Source organism: Streptomyces sp. NPDC058534, from assembly GCF_042717365.1.
In the GTDB taxonomy this organism is placed as follows: Bacteria; Actinomycetota; Actinomycetes; order Streptomycetales; family Streptomycetaceae; genus Streptomyces.
Genome location: NZ_JBHXNW010000127.1, coordinates 1 through 14,963 on the forward strand (window position 1 = coordinate 1; position 14,963 = coordinate 14,963).

Here is a 14,963-nt window from a genome sequence, read left to right on the forward strand (position 1 = left end):
GAGGTGGTGTTGGGGTCTCATGTGGGGGTGGGGCAGGTGGTGGTGGTTCCGCGTGAGGATGTGCCGGGGGATGTGCGGCTCGTGGCCTACGTCGTACCCGACAGGGAGATCGGCGAAGTCGAAGCCGGAGAGCTGCCGCGGGCGTTACGTGCGCAGGTGAGCCGACGGTTGCCGGAGTACATGGTGCCGTCGGCGGTGGTCGTCCTGGACGAACTGCCGTTGACCGTGAACGGGAAGCTGGACCGGGCGGCGCTGCCGGCGCCGGAGCACTCGTCGGCCGGTGGGCGGGGTCCCGCGTCGGTGGCCGAGGAGCTTGTGTGCCAGGTCTTCGCGGAAGTGCTAGGTGTGGATCAGGTGGGGGTGGACGACAACTTCTTCGAGCTGGGCGGACACTCGCTGTTGGCGGGATCGCTGGTGCAGCGGCTGGGTGACCGGGGTCTCGGGGTGTCGGTGCGGGTGTTGTTCGAGGCGCCGACGCCGGCCGCACTGGCGGCGTCGAGTAGGGGTGGGGGTGTGGTGGAGGTGCCTCCGAACGGGATTCCCCAGGAGGGTGTGCGGGTGATTACGCCGGAGATGCTGCCGCTGGTGGAACTGACGCGTGCGCAGATCGACTTGGTGTGTGAGTCGGTGGAGGGTGGGGCGGCGAACGTGGCGGACGTGTATCCGCTGGCGCCGTTGCAGGAGGGCATCTTCTTCCATCACCTCCTCGCCGGGCCGGGTGAGGCGGACGCGTATCTGATGCAAATGGCGCTGGCCTTCGACCGTCGCGAGCGGTTGGACGCGTTCCTGGCGGCGTTGCAGCGGGTGGTGGACCGGAATGACATCTGCCGGACCGGGGTGGTGTGGGAGGGGTTGCCGGAGCCGGTGCAGGTGGTCTTGCGCCGTGCAGAGCTTCCGGTCACCGAGGTGACGTTGTCGGAAGGCGGTGACGCGGCGGCGGAGCTGTTGGCGATCGCCGAGCGGTGGATGGATGTGCGGCGAGCGCCGTTGCTGCGGGTGTACGCGGCGGCTGAGCCCGGGAGGACGGGTCGGTGGCTGGGGTTGGTGCAGGTGCATCACCTGGTGCAGGACCATACGGCGCTGGAGGTGGTGCTGGGTGAGGTCGCGGCGTTGATGGAGGGGCGCGGGGACGAGTTGCCGGTGCCGCTGCCGTTCCGGGACTTTGTGGCGCAGGCGCGGTTGGGGGTTTCTCGTGCGGAGCATGAGGAGTTCTTCGCTGAGCTGCTGAGGGACGTGACGGAGCCGACGCTGCCGTTCGGCCTGGCCGATACGCGCGGCGACGGCACGGGTGTGCGGTCGGCGCGGCTGGTCGTGGATGACGGGCTGGCGGGGCGTGTCCGGGAGAGTGCGCGTGGGCTGGGGGTGAGTCCGGCGACTCTGTTCCACGTCGCGTATGCGCGGGTGTTGGCGAGTCTGGCGGGGCGGTCGGATGTGGTGTTCGGGACGGTGTTGCTGGGTCGGATGAATGCGGGGGTGGGGGCGGAGCGGATTCCTGGCCCGTTCATCAACACGTTGCCGGTGCGGGTGGACGTGGCGGCTCTGGATGTGGTGGGTGCGGTGCGGGCGGTGCAGGGGCAGTTGGCCGGCCTGCTGGTGCATGAGCATGCTCCGCTCGCTCTGGCGCAGCGGGTGAGTAGTGTCCCGGCCTCGGTTCCGTTGTTCACGTCGTTGTTCAACTATCGGCATGAGGGCCGGTCGGTGCGTGGTGGTGCTGCGGGTGTTGAGCTGTTGTTCGCGCGGGAGCGGACGAATTATCCGCTGGCGGTTGCGGTGGATGATCTGGGGGCTGGGTTCGCGGTGGCGGTTGATGCGGTGGCTCCGGGGGATGCCGGGTTGGTGTGTGAGTTGGTGCAGATGGCGGTGGGGGAATTGGTGGGGGCGTTGGAGGGAGCTCCGGGGGCGGCGTTGGGTGGTGTGGATGTGCTGCCGACGTGGGTTCGGGAGCAGGTGGTGGACGGCTGGAACGACGGTGTTGTGCCGGTGCCGGATGTGACGTGGGTGGAGTTGTTTGCGGAGTGGGTGGCGCGGGATCCGGGTGCGGTGGCGGTGGTGTGTGGGGAGGAGAGGCTGACTTACGGCCAGTTGGATGAGCGTTCTGATTGGTTGGCGGGGGTGTTGGCAGGTCGGGGTGTGGGGCCGGAGTGTGTGGTGGTGGTGGTGTTGGAGCGGTCGGTGGATGTGGTGGTGGCGTTGTTGGGGGTGTGGAAGGCGGGGGGTGCGTATGTGTTTGTTGATTCGTCGTATCCGGTGGAGCGGGTTGGTGTGGTGCTGGCGGAGGCGGGGCCGGTGTGTGTGGTGACTGTCGGGGCTCTGGTCGGTGGGTTGCCGGATGGTCTGGGTGTGCCGGTGGTGTGTCTGGATGAGTCGGCGGAGTCTGCGGTGGTGGGTCCTGTGGTGGGTGGGCCGGGTGTGGCGGCGTATGTGATGTTTACGTCGGGGTCGTCGGGGGTGCCGAAGGGTGTGGTGGTGTCTCAGGGGGCGGTGGTGGGTTTGGTGGCGGCTTTGGGTCCGGTGCTGGGTGCGGGTCCTGGCGTGGGTGTCTTGCAGTTTGCGTCGTTCGGGTTTGACGGTTCGGTGCTGGATGTTGCGGTGACGTTGGCGTCGGGTGGCCGCCTGGTCGTGGCGACGGGGGCGGAGCGGGCGGATGTGGGGTTGTTGGCGGATGTGGTGGTGCGGGAGGGGGTGGGGGTGGCGAGTGTGGTGCCGTCACTGCTGGGTGTGGTGGACCCGGCGGGGATGCCCGGGCTGGAGCGGGTGCTGGTGGGCGGTGAACTGCTGTCGGCCGAGGTGGCGCGGGTGTGGGCGGGTGGCCGTGTGTTGGTGAACACGTATGGGCCGACGGAGGCGACGGTGATGGTCACCGCCGGGCAGGTGGCTGAGTACGGGGTGGGTGTGCCTCCGGTGGGTGGGCCAGTGCCGAACGCTCGGGTGTATGTGCTGGACCGGTTCCTGGAGCCGGTGCCGCCTGGGGTGGCGGGGGAGTTGTATGTCGCTGGCGTGCAGCTGGCCCGTGGTTATCACCAGCGTCCGGGGCTGACGGGGGAACGCTTCGTGGCGTGCCCGTTCGGCGGTGCGGGTGAGCGGATGTACCGGACCGGTGACCTGGCGCGGTGGACGGTGGACGGGCAGCTGATGTTTGTCGGCCGGGCGGATGATCAGGTGAAGGTCCGTGGCTTCCGGGTCGAGCCGCCCGAGGTCGAGGCGGTCCTGTCGGCACATTCCGGGGTGGGCCAGGTGGTGCTGGTCGCTCGTGAGGATGTGCCGGGTGACAAGCGCCTGGTCGCCTACGTCGTGCCCGAGGGCGACGGCCCGTTGGATGGTGATCTGCGGAGCTTTGTGGCTGAGCGGTTGCCGGAGTACATGGTGCCTTCTGCCGTGGTGGTGCTCGATGAGCTGCCCTTGTCGGTGAACGGGAAGCTGGACCGGCAATCGCTCCCCGCCCCCGAGTATTCGTCTGCCGGTGGGCGAGGCCCCGCCACGGTGGCTGAAGTGCTGGTGTGTCAGGTGTTCGCGGATGTCCTGGGCGTCGAACGCGTAGGGGTGGAGGACAACTTCTTCGAGCTGGGTGGGCATTCGTTGCTGGCGGTGTCGTTGGTGCAGCGGTTGCGTGAGCGTGGGTTCGGGGTGTCGGTGCGGGCGTTGCTGGTGGCGCCGACCCCGGCAGGCCTGGCTGCGGCCGGTGCTGGTGGCGAGGGCGTGGTGGAGGTGCCTGCGAACGGCATCCCTGAGCAGGGCGTGGAGGTGATTACGCCGGAGATGCTGCTCCTGGTCGAGCTGACAGCCGCGCAGATCGACTTGGTGTGTGAGTCGGTGGAGGGCGGCGCGGCGAACGTGGCGGATGTGTATCCGTTGGCGCCGTTGCAGGAGGGCATCTTCTTCCATCACCTGCTGGCCGGCCATGGTGAGGCGGATGTGTATCTGGTGCCGATGGTGCTGGGCTTTGACGGTCGCGAGCGGCTGGACGGGTTCCTGGCGGCGTTGCAGCGGGTGGTGGACCGGCATGACATCTACCGCACCGGGCTGGTGTGGGAGGGGCTGCCTGAACCGGTGCAAGTGGTCGCCCGCCGTGCGGTCATTCCGGTGACCGAGGTGACGTTGCAGGAGGGTGGTGGGGACTCGGCGGCGGCGCTGCTGTCCGTGGCGGGAGAGTGGATGGACCTGCGGCGGGCGCCGCTGGTGCGGGTGCACGTCGCGGCCGAGCCGGGGAGGCCGGGTCGGTGGGTGGCGTTGGTGCAGGCGCATCACTTGTTGCAGGACCACGCCGCGTTGGAAGTGGTGCTGGGCGAGGTGGCGGCGTTCATGGCTGAGGACGCTGACCGTCTCCCGGAGCCGCTGCCGTTCCGTGACTTCGTGGCTCAGGCTCGGTTGGGTGTGTCTGGTGCGGAGCATGAGGAGTTCTTCGCGGCGCTGTTGGGTGATGTGACTGAGCCGACGCTGCCGTTTGGATTGGCGGATGCTCGTGGTGATGGTTCCGGTGTGCAGCGGGCGCGGCTGGCAGTGGATGACCTGTTGGCGTACCGGGTGCGGGAGCGGGCCCATGGGCTGGGTGTTTCGCCGGCAACGTTGTTCCATGTGGCGTGGGCGCGAGTGCTGGCGAGTCTGGCCGGCCGGACTGACGTCGTGTTCGGGACTGTGCTGCTGGGCCGGATGAATGCCGGGCTGGGCGCGGACCGGATCCCGGGGCCGTTCATGAACACTCTGCCGGTGCGGGTGCACGTTGATAAGGATGTCATCGGTGCGGTGCGGGCGATGCAGGCCCAGCTGGCAGGCCTGCTGGTGCACGAGCATGCCCCGCTGGCCCTGGCGCAGAAGGCCAGCGGCGTCCCGGCCTCGGCTCCGCTGTTCACCTCCCTGCTGAACTATCGCCACAGCCAGCTGTCGGGTGAGTATCCCGGAGACGGTGATCTGAACGGCATCGACGGCGTGACGATGGTTTACGGGAGAGGTGTCACCAACTATCCGCTGGCCTTGGCAGTGGATGACACGGGGACTGGGTTCCGGCTGACAGCCGATGCACTTCAGCCTGGTGATCCCGAGTTGGTGTGCGGGTTGATGCACACGGCGGTCGGGAGTCTGGTTGAGGCTTTGGAGAACGCGCCGGGCACGGGGCTGCATGGGCTTGAGGTGTTGTCGGAGGGTGAGCGGGGGCGGGTGTTGGTTGGGTGGAATGAGGCGGGGGTTGTGGAGGTGTCGGGTGTGGTGCCGGGGTTGTTCGGGGAGCAGGTCGCACGGACTCCGGATGCGCCGGCGGTGGTAGGTGAGGAGGAGACGCTGTCGTATGGGGAGTTGGGTGAGCGGGCGTCTCGGTTGGCGGGTGTGTTGAGGGGGCGTGGGGTGGGGTTGGAGTCGGTGGTGGGGGTGTTGTTGGAGCGGTCGGTTGATGTGGTGGTGGCGTTGTTGGCGGTGTGGAAGGCCGGTGGTGCGTATCTGCCGGTTGATCCGGAGTCTCCGGCGGAGCGGGTGGCGTGGTTGTTGGAGGACGCGGGTCCGGTGTGTGTGGTGACCAGTGCCCGGTTGGCGGGTGGGTTGCCGGAGGGTCTGGCGGTGCTGGTGGATGAGGCTGCTGCCGGGGGGTCGGTGGGGTTGTCGGCGGAGGCCGTGGTGGGGCCGGGGAATGCGGCGTATGTGATTTATACGTCGGGGTCGACGGGTCGGCCGAAGGGTGTGGTGGTGTCGCATGGGGCGTTGGCGAGTTATGTGGCTTGGTGTGTGGGGGCGTATCCGGGGGTGCGGGAGAGCAGTCTGCTGCATGGGTCGGTGTCGTTTGATCTGGGTGTGACGGGGTTGTATGCGGCGTTGGTGTCGGGTGGGTGTGTGTTCGTGTCGGGGTTGGATGAGGGTTTGCCGGCGGTGTTGGGTGGGCGTCGTCTGGGGTTCTTGAAGGTGACGCCGAGCCATCTGCCGTTGCTGGAGGCGCTTGCGGGGGAGTGTGTGCCGACGGGCCAGTTGATGGTGGGCGGCGAGGCGTTGGGCTGGGGTGCGGTGCAGCGGTGGCGTGAGGTGCATCCGGATGTGGTGGTGGTGAATCACTACGGGCCGACGGAGGGGACGGTCGGTTCGGCGCACTACGTGATTGGAGCGGGTGAGGGCGACGGGGGTGTGGGTTCGGTTCCGATTGGTCGGTCGTTTGCGACGACGAGGACGTTCGTCCTGGATCGGTTCCTGGAGCCGGTGGCGCCGGGTGTGGTGGGTGAGTTGTATGTGGCGGGCAGCCAGTTGGCACGCGGATATCACCAGCGCCCGGGCCTGACCGCGGAACGGTTTGTGGCGTGCCCGTATGGCGGGCCGGGTGAGCGGATGTACCGGACGGGGGACCTGGTCCGGTGGACCGCGGACGGGCAGCTGGTGTTCGTCGGCCGTGCGGACGATCAGGTGAAGCTGCGTGGCTACCGGATCGAGCCGGGTGAGGTCGAAGGAGTTCTGGCGGCGCATCCTGCGGTGGACCGGGCGGTGGTGTTGGTCCGCGAGGATGTGCCGGGGGACAGGCGTCTGGTGGCCTACGTCGTCGTTGACAATCAGGCCGTCGGGAGTGGTGACCTGCGCAGCTTCGTGGCCGAGCGGTTGCCGGAGTACATGGTGCCGTCCGCGGTCGTAGTGCTGGACGGGATGCCGCTGACGGCGAACGGCAAGGTGGACCGAGCCGGACTGCCGGCACCCGAGCACTCGTCCTCTGGTGGGCGGGGCCCTGCGACGGTCGGCGAAGAGCTGGTGTGTCAGGTGTTCGCGGATGTCCTGGGTGTGGAGCGGGTGGGGGTGGAGGACAACTTCTTCGAGCTGGGTGGGCACTCTCTGCTGGCGGTGACCTTGGCGTCCCGCCTACGCGAGCGCGGGTTCGGGGTGTCCGTGCGGGCGCTGCTGATGGCACCGACGCCGGCCGGGCTGGCCGCGGCCGCGGGTACTGGCGGCGGAGGTGCGGTGGAGGTTCCGCCGAACGGGATTCCCGAGGAAGGCGTGGAGGTGATCACGCCCGAGATGCTGCCGCTGGTCGAACTGACAGCCGCCCAGATCGACTCGGTCTGCGCGTCGGTCGAGGGCGGTGCGGCGAACGTGGCGGACGTGTATCCGCTGGCGCCGTTGCAGGAGGGCATCTTCTTCCACCACCTGCTCACCGTCTCAGGGGACGCGGACCCCTATCTCCTCTCTCTCGCCCTGGGCTTCGACAGTCGTGTGATGCTGGACGGGTTCCTGGCGGCGTTGCAGCAGGTGGTGGACCGGCACGACATCTATCGCACCGGGGTGGTGTGGGAAGGGCTGCCCGAGCCGGTGCAGGTGGTCTGGCGGCGCGCCGTCGTCCCGGTCAGAGAGGTTGTCCTGCCAGGGAACGGCGACGCGGCGGCTGAGCTGCTGGACGTCGCTGGGCGGTGGATGGACGTACGACGGGCACCGTTGCTGCGGGTGCATGTGGCGGCCGACCCGGTGACGGATCGCTGGCTGGCATTGGTGCAGGTACACCATCTGCTGCGCGATCACACGGCTTTGGAGGTGGTACTGAGCGAGGTCGCCGCGCTGCTGGACGGGCGCGGGGACGAGCTGCCGGTGCCGCTGCCCTTCCGGGACTTCGTTGCCCAGGCGCGGTTGGGGGTGTCTCGTGCGGAGCATGAGGAGTACTTCGCGGAGCTGTTGGGTGGGGTGACTGAGCCGACGCTGCCGTTCGGTCTGGCCGATGCCCATGGTGACGGTTCCGATGTGCAGCGGGTGCGGACGGCGGTGGATGACCTCCTGGCGCGGCGCGTGCGCGAGGGGGCGCGTGCGCTGGGGGTGAGCCCGGCGACGTTGTTCCACGTGGCGTGGGCGCGGGTGCTCGCGAGCCTCGCAGGCCGAACGGACGTGGTGTTCGGGACCGTACTGCTGGGCCGCATGAACGCGGGTACAGGTGCCGAGCGTATTCCCGGCCCGTTCATGAACACCTTGCCCGTGCGGATGGACGTAGCGGAGCTGGACGCTCTCGGCGCGGTGCGGGCCATGCAGGAGCAGCTGGCCGGCCTGCTGGTGCACGAGCACGCGCCGCTCGCCCTGGCGCAGGTGGCCAGCGGTGTACCGGCCTCGGTGCCGTTGTTCACCACGTTGTTCAACTACCGTCACGGAAATCGTGTGCACGGGGATGACACGTACGCCGGCGGGATGGCCGGGATGACGGTTCTGTCGACCGAGGACCGGACGAACTACCCTTTGGTGGTCTCGGTCGATGACTCCGGGGCCGGGTTCGTGCTGACGGCCGGGACGGCGGCACCGGGCGATCCGGAGCTGGTGTGCGCGTCGTTGCACACCGCCCTCGAAAGCTTGCTCACCGGGCTGGAGGAGGCGCCGTCGACGCCGCTGCCCGCGGTGGAGGTGTTGGCACCCCGGGATCGTTCGCGGGTGCTGGAACGGTGGAACGACACCACGAAGACCCTGCCCGACGTGACGGTGGTGGGCCTGTTCGAGCGGCAGGTGGCGCGGACTCCCGACGCGCCGGCGGTGATCTGCGGGGACGAGGAGATCAGCTACACCCGTCTCGACGATCGGGCGTCGCGCCTGGCCCGGGTGCTGGTGGACCGGGGTGTCGGCCCGGAGTCGGTGGTGGCGGTCGCGATGGACCGCTCGATCGACCTGGTCGTGGCCCTGCTGGCGGTGCTGAAGGCCGGCGGCGCTTATCTGCCCGTAGACCTGGCGTACCCGGAGCAGCGCGTCGCCTTCATGCTCGCCGACGCGCGTCCGGTGTGCGTGATCACCCGCGATTCGTGGCGGGAGGAGGGGACGGCCGGACGGGGCGTGCCGATGCTCACGGTCGACGGACACGGCATCGGGGACGGCCCTGACCTGGCCGACGACACCGAAGCCGGTGCGGGCGGCGGTCAGCGCCCGCTGCTCCTCCCCGCCCACCCGATGTACGTGATGTACACCTCCGGTTCCACCGGGACCCCGAAGGGAGTCACGGTCACCCACGAGGCAGTGGTCAATCACGTGCTCGACCGCGTCGCGGAGTTCGGATGGGACCGGACGGACCGGCTGATGCTCACCGCACCCATGGGCTTCGATCCCTCGGTGTGGCAGACGTTCTGTCCCCTGGTGATCGGCGCGAGCTTGGTCATCGCACCCACCGGCAGTACGGCCGACCCCGCTCACCTGGTGGAACTGGTACGGCGGCACGACGTGACGGTGCTCCACCTGATCGCCTCGGCCCTGGCCGGAGTCCTGGACGAGCCGGCCGTGTCCGGCCTGTCCACCCTGCGGCAGCTGGCCAGCGGCGGTGAGGCGGTGCCCGGAGCCCTGCGAGACCGGGCCTTCTCGCTGTTCCCGCACATCGACCTCGTCCAGGGCTACGGACCGGCCGAAACCTGCGTCGCGGTGACCTGGCACCGCTGCTCCCGGGAGGAGGAGACGGTCCCGCCGATCGGCGGTCCTGTCGCCAACACCCGCCTGTACGTGCTGGACCGGTACCTGCGGCCGGTCCCTCCCGGGGTCGCCGGTGAACTGTACGTCGCGGGCGTGCCGCTGGCCCGCGGATACCACCACCGTCCGGGGCTGACCGGGGAGCGGTTCGTGGCCTGCCCGTATGGCGGTGCGGGCGAGCGGATGTACCGGACCGGCGACCTGGTGCGGTGGCGCGCGGACGGGGTGCTGGTGTTCATGGGGCGGGCGGACGACCAGGTGAAGATCCGTGGTTTCCGGATCGAGCCGGGTGAGGTCGAGGCCGCGCTGATCGCCAGTCCGGCAGTGGTCCAGGCGGCGGTCGTGGTCCGTGAGGACGTTCCTGGGGACAAGCGTCTGGTTGCGTACGTGGTGGCGGAGGAGTCGGAGGGGCTGGGTTCGGAGTTGCGGGCTTTGGTGGCCCGGAGGTTGCCGGAGTACATGGTGCCGTCGGCGGTGGTGGTGGTGGACGGGTTGCCGTTGTCGGTGAACGGGAAGCTGGACCGTTCGGCGCTGCCGACGCCGGAGTATTCGTCTGGGGGTGGGCGGGGTCCTGCCACGGTGGCTGAAGAGCTTGTGTGTCAGGTGTTCGCGGAGGTGCTGGGTCTGGATCGGGTGGGGGTTGAGCAGGACTTCTTCGATTTGGGTGGGCATTCGTTGTTGGCGATGCGGTTGGTGTCGCGGGTGCGGGTGGTGTTGGGGGTGGAGTTGGGTGTGCGGGAGTTGTTTGAGGCGTCGACTCCGGCGGGGTTGGCGGTGCGGATTGCGGGTGCGGGTGTGGCGCGGGTGGGGTTGGTGCGGTGGGAGCGGCCGGAGCGGGTGCCGTTGTCGTTCGCTCAGCGGCGGTTGTGGTTCCTGGCGCAGATGGAGGGGCCCAGCGCGACCTACAACATGCCGACGGCACTGCGGTTGTCCGGGCAGGTCGACGTGGGTGCGCTGCGGTCGGCACTGGGGGATGTGCTGGCGCGGCACGAGGTGCTGCGTACGGTGTTCCCCGCTCACGATGACGAGCCGTACCAGCGGGTGCTGGACCTCGCCGACGTCGGGAACGTCCTGCGGGTCGCCCAGGCCGCCGACGAAGAGCGGGCCGCGGAACTGGTGGCGGCCGAGATCGGCCACGGGTTCGACCTCGCGGCGGAGATCCCGGTACGGGCTCTGCTGGTCAACACCGGTTCGTCCACGTCGGTGCTGGTCGTGGTGTTCCACCACATCGCGGGAGACGGCTGGTCCATGGGGCCGCTCGCGCGAGACATCTCGCGCGCGTACGCGGCACGGTGCGAGGGGCGGCAACCGGAGTGGGACCCGCTGCCCGTGCAGTACGCGGACTACACCCTCTGGCAGCGTCACCTGCTGGGGGAGGAGGACGATCCGGACAGCCTCCTTGCCGCCCAGGTCGGCCACTGGCGGCAGGCGCTGGCCGGGGCGCCGCAGGAGCTGAACCTGCCGACGGACCGGCCGCGGCCGACGGAGGCCTCATACCGGGGCCACACGGTGCGACTGGACATCCAGGCGGAGGCACATGCCGAGCTCGCCTCGTTGGCCCGGCGACAAGGTGTCACGCTCTTCATGGTCGTCCAGGCCGGTCTGGCGGTACTGCTGTCGCGGCTGGGCGCCGGGGAGGACATCCCGATCGGCACCGCGGTGGCCGGGCGCACCGACCAGGCCCTCGACGGCCTGGTCGGGTTCTTCGTCAACACCCTGGTGCTGCGCACGGATCTGCACGGCGACCCCACCTTCGCCGAGGTCCTTGACCGGGTACGAGAACGCGATCTGCAAGCGCTGGAGAACCAGGAGCTGCCGTTCGAGCGGCTGGTCGAACTCATGGCGCCACCGCGCTCCATGGCACGCCACCCGCTGTTCCAGGTCATGCTCACCTTCCAGAACAACGACCCCGCGATCCTCGACCTGCCCGGCGTTCGGGCCGAGGCGTACGCCGGCGGACCACTGCCGTCCAAGTTCGATCTCGACGTGACGCTGGCGGAGGTCTTCGAGGACGGTCGACCGATGGGTCTGCGGGGCTCGGTCGTCGGAGCGGCGGACCTGTTCGACGCGGAGAGCGTCACGGCACTCGGGCACCGGCTGAGCCGCGTGCTGACGACAGTGGCCGCCGACCCGGACGTACGGCTCCATGAGATCGATGTCCTGTCCGAGAACGAGCGCAGCCTGCTCTTGGCGGAGCCGGAGCCGGATGGTGGTGTGCCGGTGTCTGCGACTGTGACGTTGCCCGGACTCTTCGAGGAGCAGGCGGCACGGACGCCGGACGCGGTGGCATTGGTCTCTGGTGACCAGCGGACGACCTATGGGGAACTGAACGAACAGGCGAACAGACTGGCACGGGTCCTGACGCGGCGTGGGGTCAGGCCGGAGTCCGTGGTGGCGGTACTGATGGACCGGTCCGCGGAACTGGTCGTCGCGTTGCTGGCCGTACTCAAGGCCGGTGGAGCCTACCTGCCGGTCGATCCCGCCTACCCCCAGGACCGGATCGCGTACGTGCTGGAGGACGCGAAGCCGGTGTGCGTGCTGACCACCGGTACGCTCGTGGATGTGCTGCCCGCTGGACTCGCGGTCCCGGTGCTGGTGCTGGACGGCCTCGATGTGACGGCCGACCTCACGGTGGCGTCGTCCGCGGATCTGCGCGCGGCTGACCGGCCGGGAACGGGGACGACCGGAGGGCACCCGGCGTACGTGATCTACACGTCCGGGTCGACGGGCGCACCGAAGGGTGTGCTGGTGACGCATCACAACGTAATGGCGTTGTTCGGTGCGCTGCGTCGGCCATTCGGCTTCGGCGCCGGCGATGTGTGGTCGTGGTTCCACTCCTTCGCGTTCGACTTCTCGGTCTGGGAGATGTGGGGGGCGTTGCTGCACGGGGGCCGGCTCGTCGTGGTGCCGTACCACGTATCGCGGTCCCCCGACGCCTTCCTGCGGCTGCTGACCGAGGAGCGGGTGACGGTCCTGTGCCAGACTCCGTCGGCCTTCCACGAGTTGATGCGCGCCGAGGACTCCGGTCCCACGGCCGATGACTGGTCTTCGCTGCGGTGGGTCGTCTTCGGCGGCGAGGCGCTGGACGCGGAGCGGCTGGACGGCTGGTGGGCGCGTCATCGGCCCGACGAACCGACGCTGGTGAACATGTACGGAATCACCGAGACGACGGTGCACGTCACGCTCGAGGTCGTGAAGCCACCCGCTGGTGCTGGGGCGTCGCGGGGAAGTGCCGTCGGGCGGGCGATCCCGGGACTGCGCGTCTTCGCCCTGGACCGGCATCTGAAGCTGCTCCCGCCAGGCGTCACGGGCGAGCTGTACGTCGCCGGTGGCCAACTGGCCCGGGGGTACGCGGGCCGCGAGGACCTGACCGCCGAGCGCTTCGTGGCGTGTCCGTATGGCGCGCCGGGTGAGCGCATGTATCGGACCGGTGATCTGGGCCGGTGGACTGCTGATGGGCGGCTGATGCACATGGGACGGGCCGATGACCAGGTGAAGATCCGTGGTTTCCGGATCGAGCCGGGTGAGGTGGAGGCCGCGCTGATCGCCCACCCGGCAGTGGTCCAGGCGGCGGTTGTGGTCCGTGAGGACGTTCCTGGGGACAGGCGTCTGGTTGCGTACGTGGTGGCGGAGGAGTCGGAGGGGCTGGGTTCGGAGTTGCGGGGGTTGGTGGCCCGGAGGTTGCCGGAGTACATGGTGCCGTCTGCGGTGGTGGTGTTGTCGGGTGGGCTGCCGTTGTCGGTGAACGGGAAGGTGGATCGGGGGGCGTTGCCGGTTCCGGGGTATGGGGTCGGTGGGGTGGCTGGTGTCGCTGGTGGTGGGCGGGGTCCGGCGTCGGTGTTGGAAGAGCTTGTGTGTGGGGTGTTCGCGGAGGTTTTGGGTGTGGAGGGGGTTGGTGTGGAGGAGGGGTTCTTCGATTTGGGTGGGCATTCGTTGTTGGCGATGCGGTTGGTGTCGCGGGTGCGGGTGGTGTTGGGGGTGGAGTTGGGTGTGCGGGAGTTGTTCGAGGCGTCGACTCCGGCGGGGTTGGCGGTGCGGATTGCGGGTGCGGGTGTGGCGCGGGTGGGGTTGGTGCGCTGGGAGCGGCCTGAGCGGGTGCCGTTGTCGTTCGCGCAGCGGCGGTTGTGGTTCCTGGCGCAGATGGAGGGGCCGAGCGCGACTTACAACATGCCGGTGATACTGCGTCTGAGTGGGCAACTCGACACCGAGGCACTGGAGACGGCACTGGGCGATGTCATCGCTCGCCACGAGGTGCTGCGTACGGTGTTCCCCGCTCACGATGACGAGCCGTACCAGCGGGTGCTGGACCTGGACAGGGTGGGACGCATCCTGCGGACCGCCGAGGTCGCGAGCGAAGGAGAGACCGCCGCCCTGGTGGCAGCGGAGATCGGCCATGGGTTCGACCTCGCGGCCGAGATCCCCTTGCGTGCGCTGCTGATCCGCAGCGGGACGGATGTCCACCGGCTGGTGGTGGTGATCCACCATGTCGCAGGGGACGGCTGGTCGACGGACCTGCTGGCCCGGGACCTGTCAGCCGCCTACGCGGCGCGGCGCCAGGACCGCGAGCCGGAGTGGTTGCCGCTGCCGGTGCAGTACGCGGACTACACCTTGTGGCAGCGCGAGCTGCTCGGTGACAAGGGCGATCCGGAGAGCTTGCAGGCAGCGCAGGTCGCCTACTGGCGTGAGGCACTGGAGGGCGCTCCGGAGGAGTTGCGGCTGCCGACGGACCGCCCACGTCCAGCGGTGCCCTCCCACCGGGGTCACGCGATCACGTTCGACCTCCCCGCTGCCGTTCAAGAGGAACTGGTGACGCTGGCACGGGAGCAGGGTGTCACGTCGTTCATGGTGGTGCAGGCGGCGTTGGCGGTGCTGCTGTCCCGGCTGGGCGCGGGGGAGGACATCCCGATCGGCACCGCGGTGGCCGGACGAACCGACCAGGCACTGGACGGGCTGGTCGGGTTCTTCGTCAACACCTTGGTCCTGCGCACCGACCTGACGGGCAACCCGAGCTTCACCGAAGTACTGGCCCGGGTACGGGGACACGGCCTGGCCGCTCTCGACCATCAGGACGTGCCCTTCGAGCGGCTGGTCGAAGTGCTCGCCCCAACCCGGGTACGGGCACGGCACCCCCTCTTCCAGGTCATGCTCACCGTCGAGAAGGCAGCCGAGGCAGCACTCGAACTGCCCGGCATCCAGACGGAGGCTCAGCTGCCCGAGGGCAAGCCGGCCAAGTTCGATCTCAGCGTCACCGTGACCGAAACGTTCGACGACGACGCCCGCCCGGCCGGCCTGAGCTGTTCGTTGACGGTAGCGGCCGACATGTTCGACCGGACGACCGCAGACACCATCGGTCAGCGGTTCGCACGTGTCATGACCGGGGTGGTCGCCAAGCCTCAGGCACGGGTACGGCAGATCGACATCCTCACCGACGCGGAACGGCGACAGATCCTCGGCGGGTGGAACACCACCGCGGAGCCCACGACTGTATCGGGCTTGTTCGAGCGGCAGGTGGTGCGGGATCCGGGTGCGGTGGCGGTGGAGCAGGGTGGGGTGGGTGTGTCGTATGGGGAGTTGAATGTTCGTGCGAATCG

Annotated in this window: 1 protein-coding gene; it reads left to right on the top strand. The window is 69.0% G+C overall.

The window, feature by feature from the left end; translation table 11 throughout:
- Positions 1-27: 27 nt before the first annotated feature.
- The coding region (locus tag ACFWR9_RS40925) for an amino acid adenylation domain-containing protein (protein ID WP_383852252.1) at positions 28-14,963 on the top strand (14,936 nt) is incomplete at its 3' end.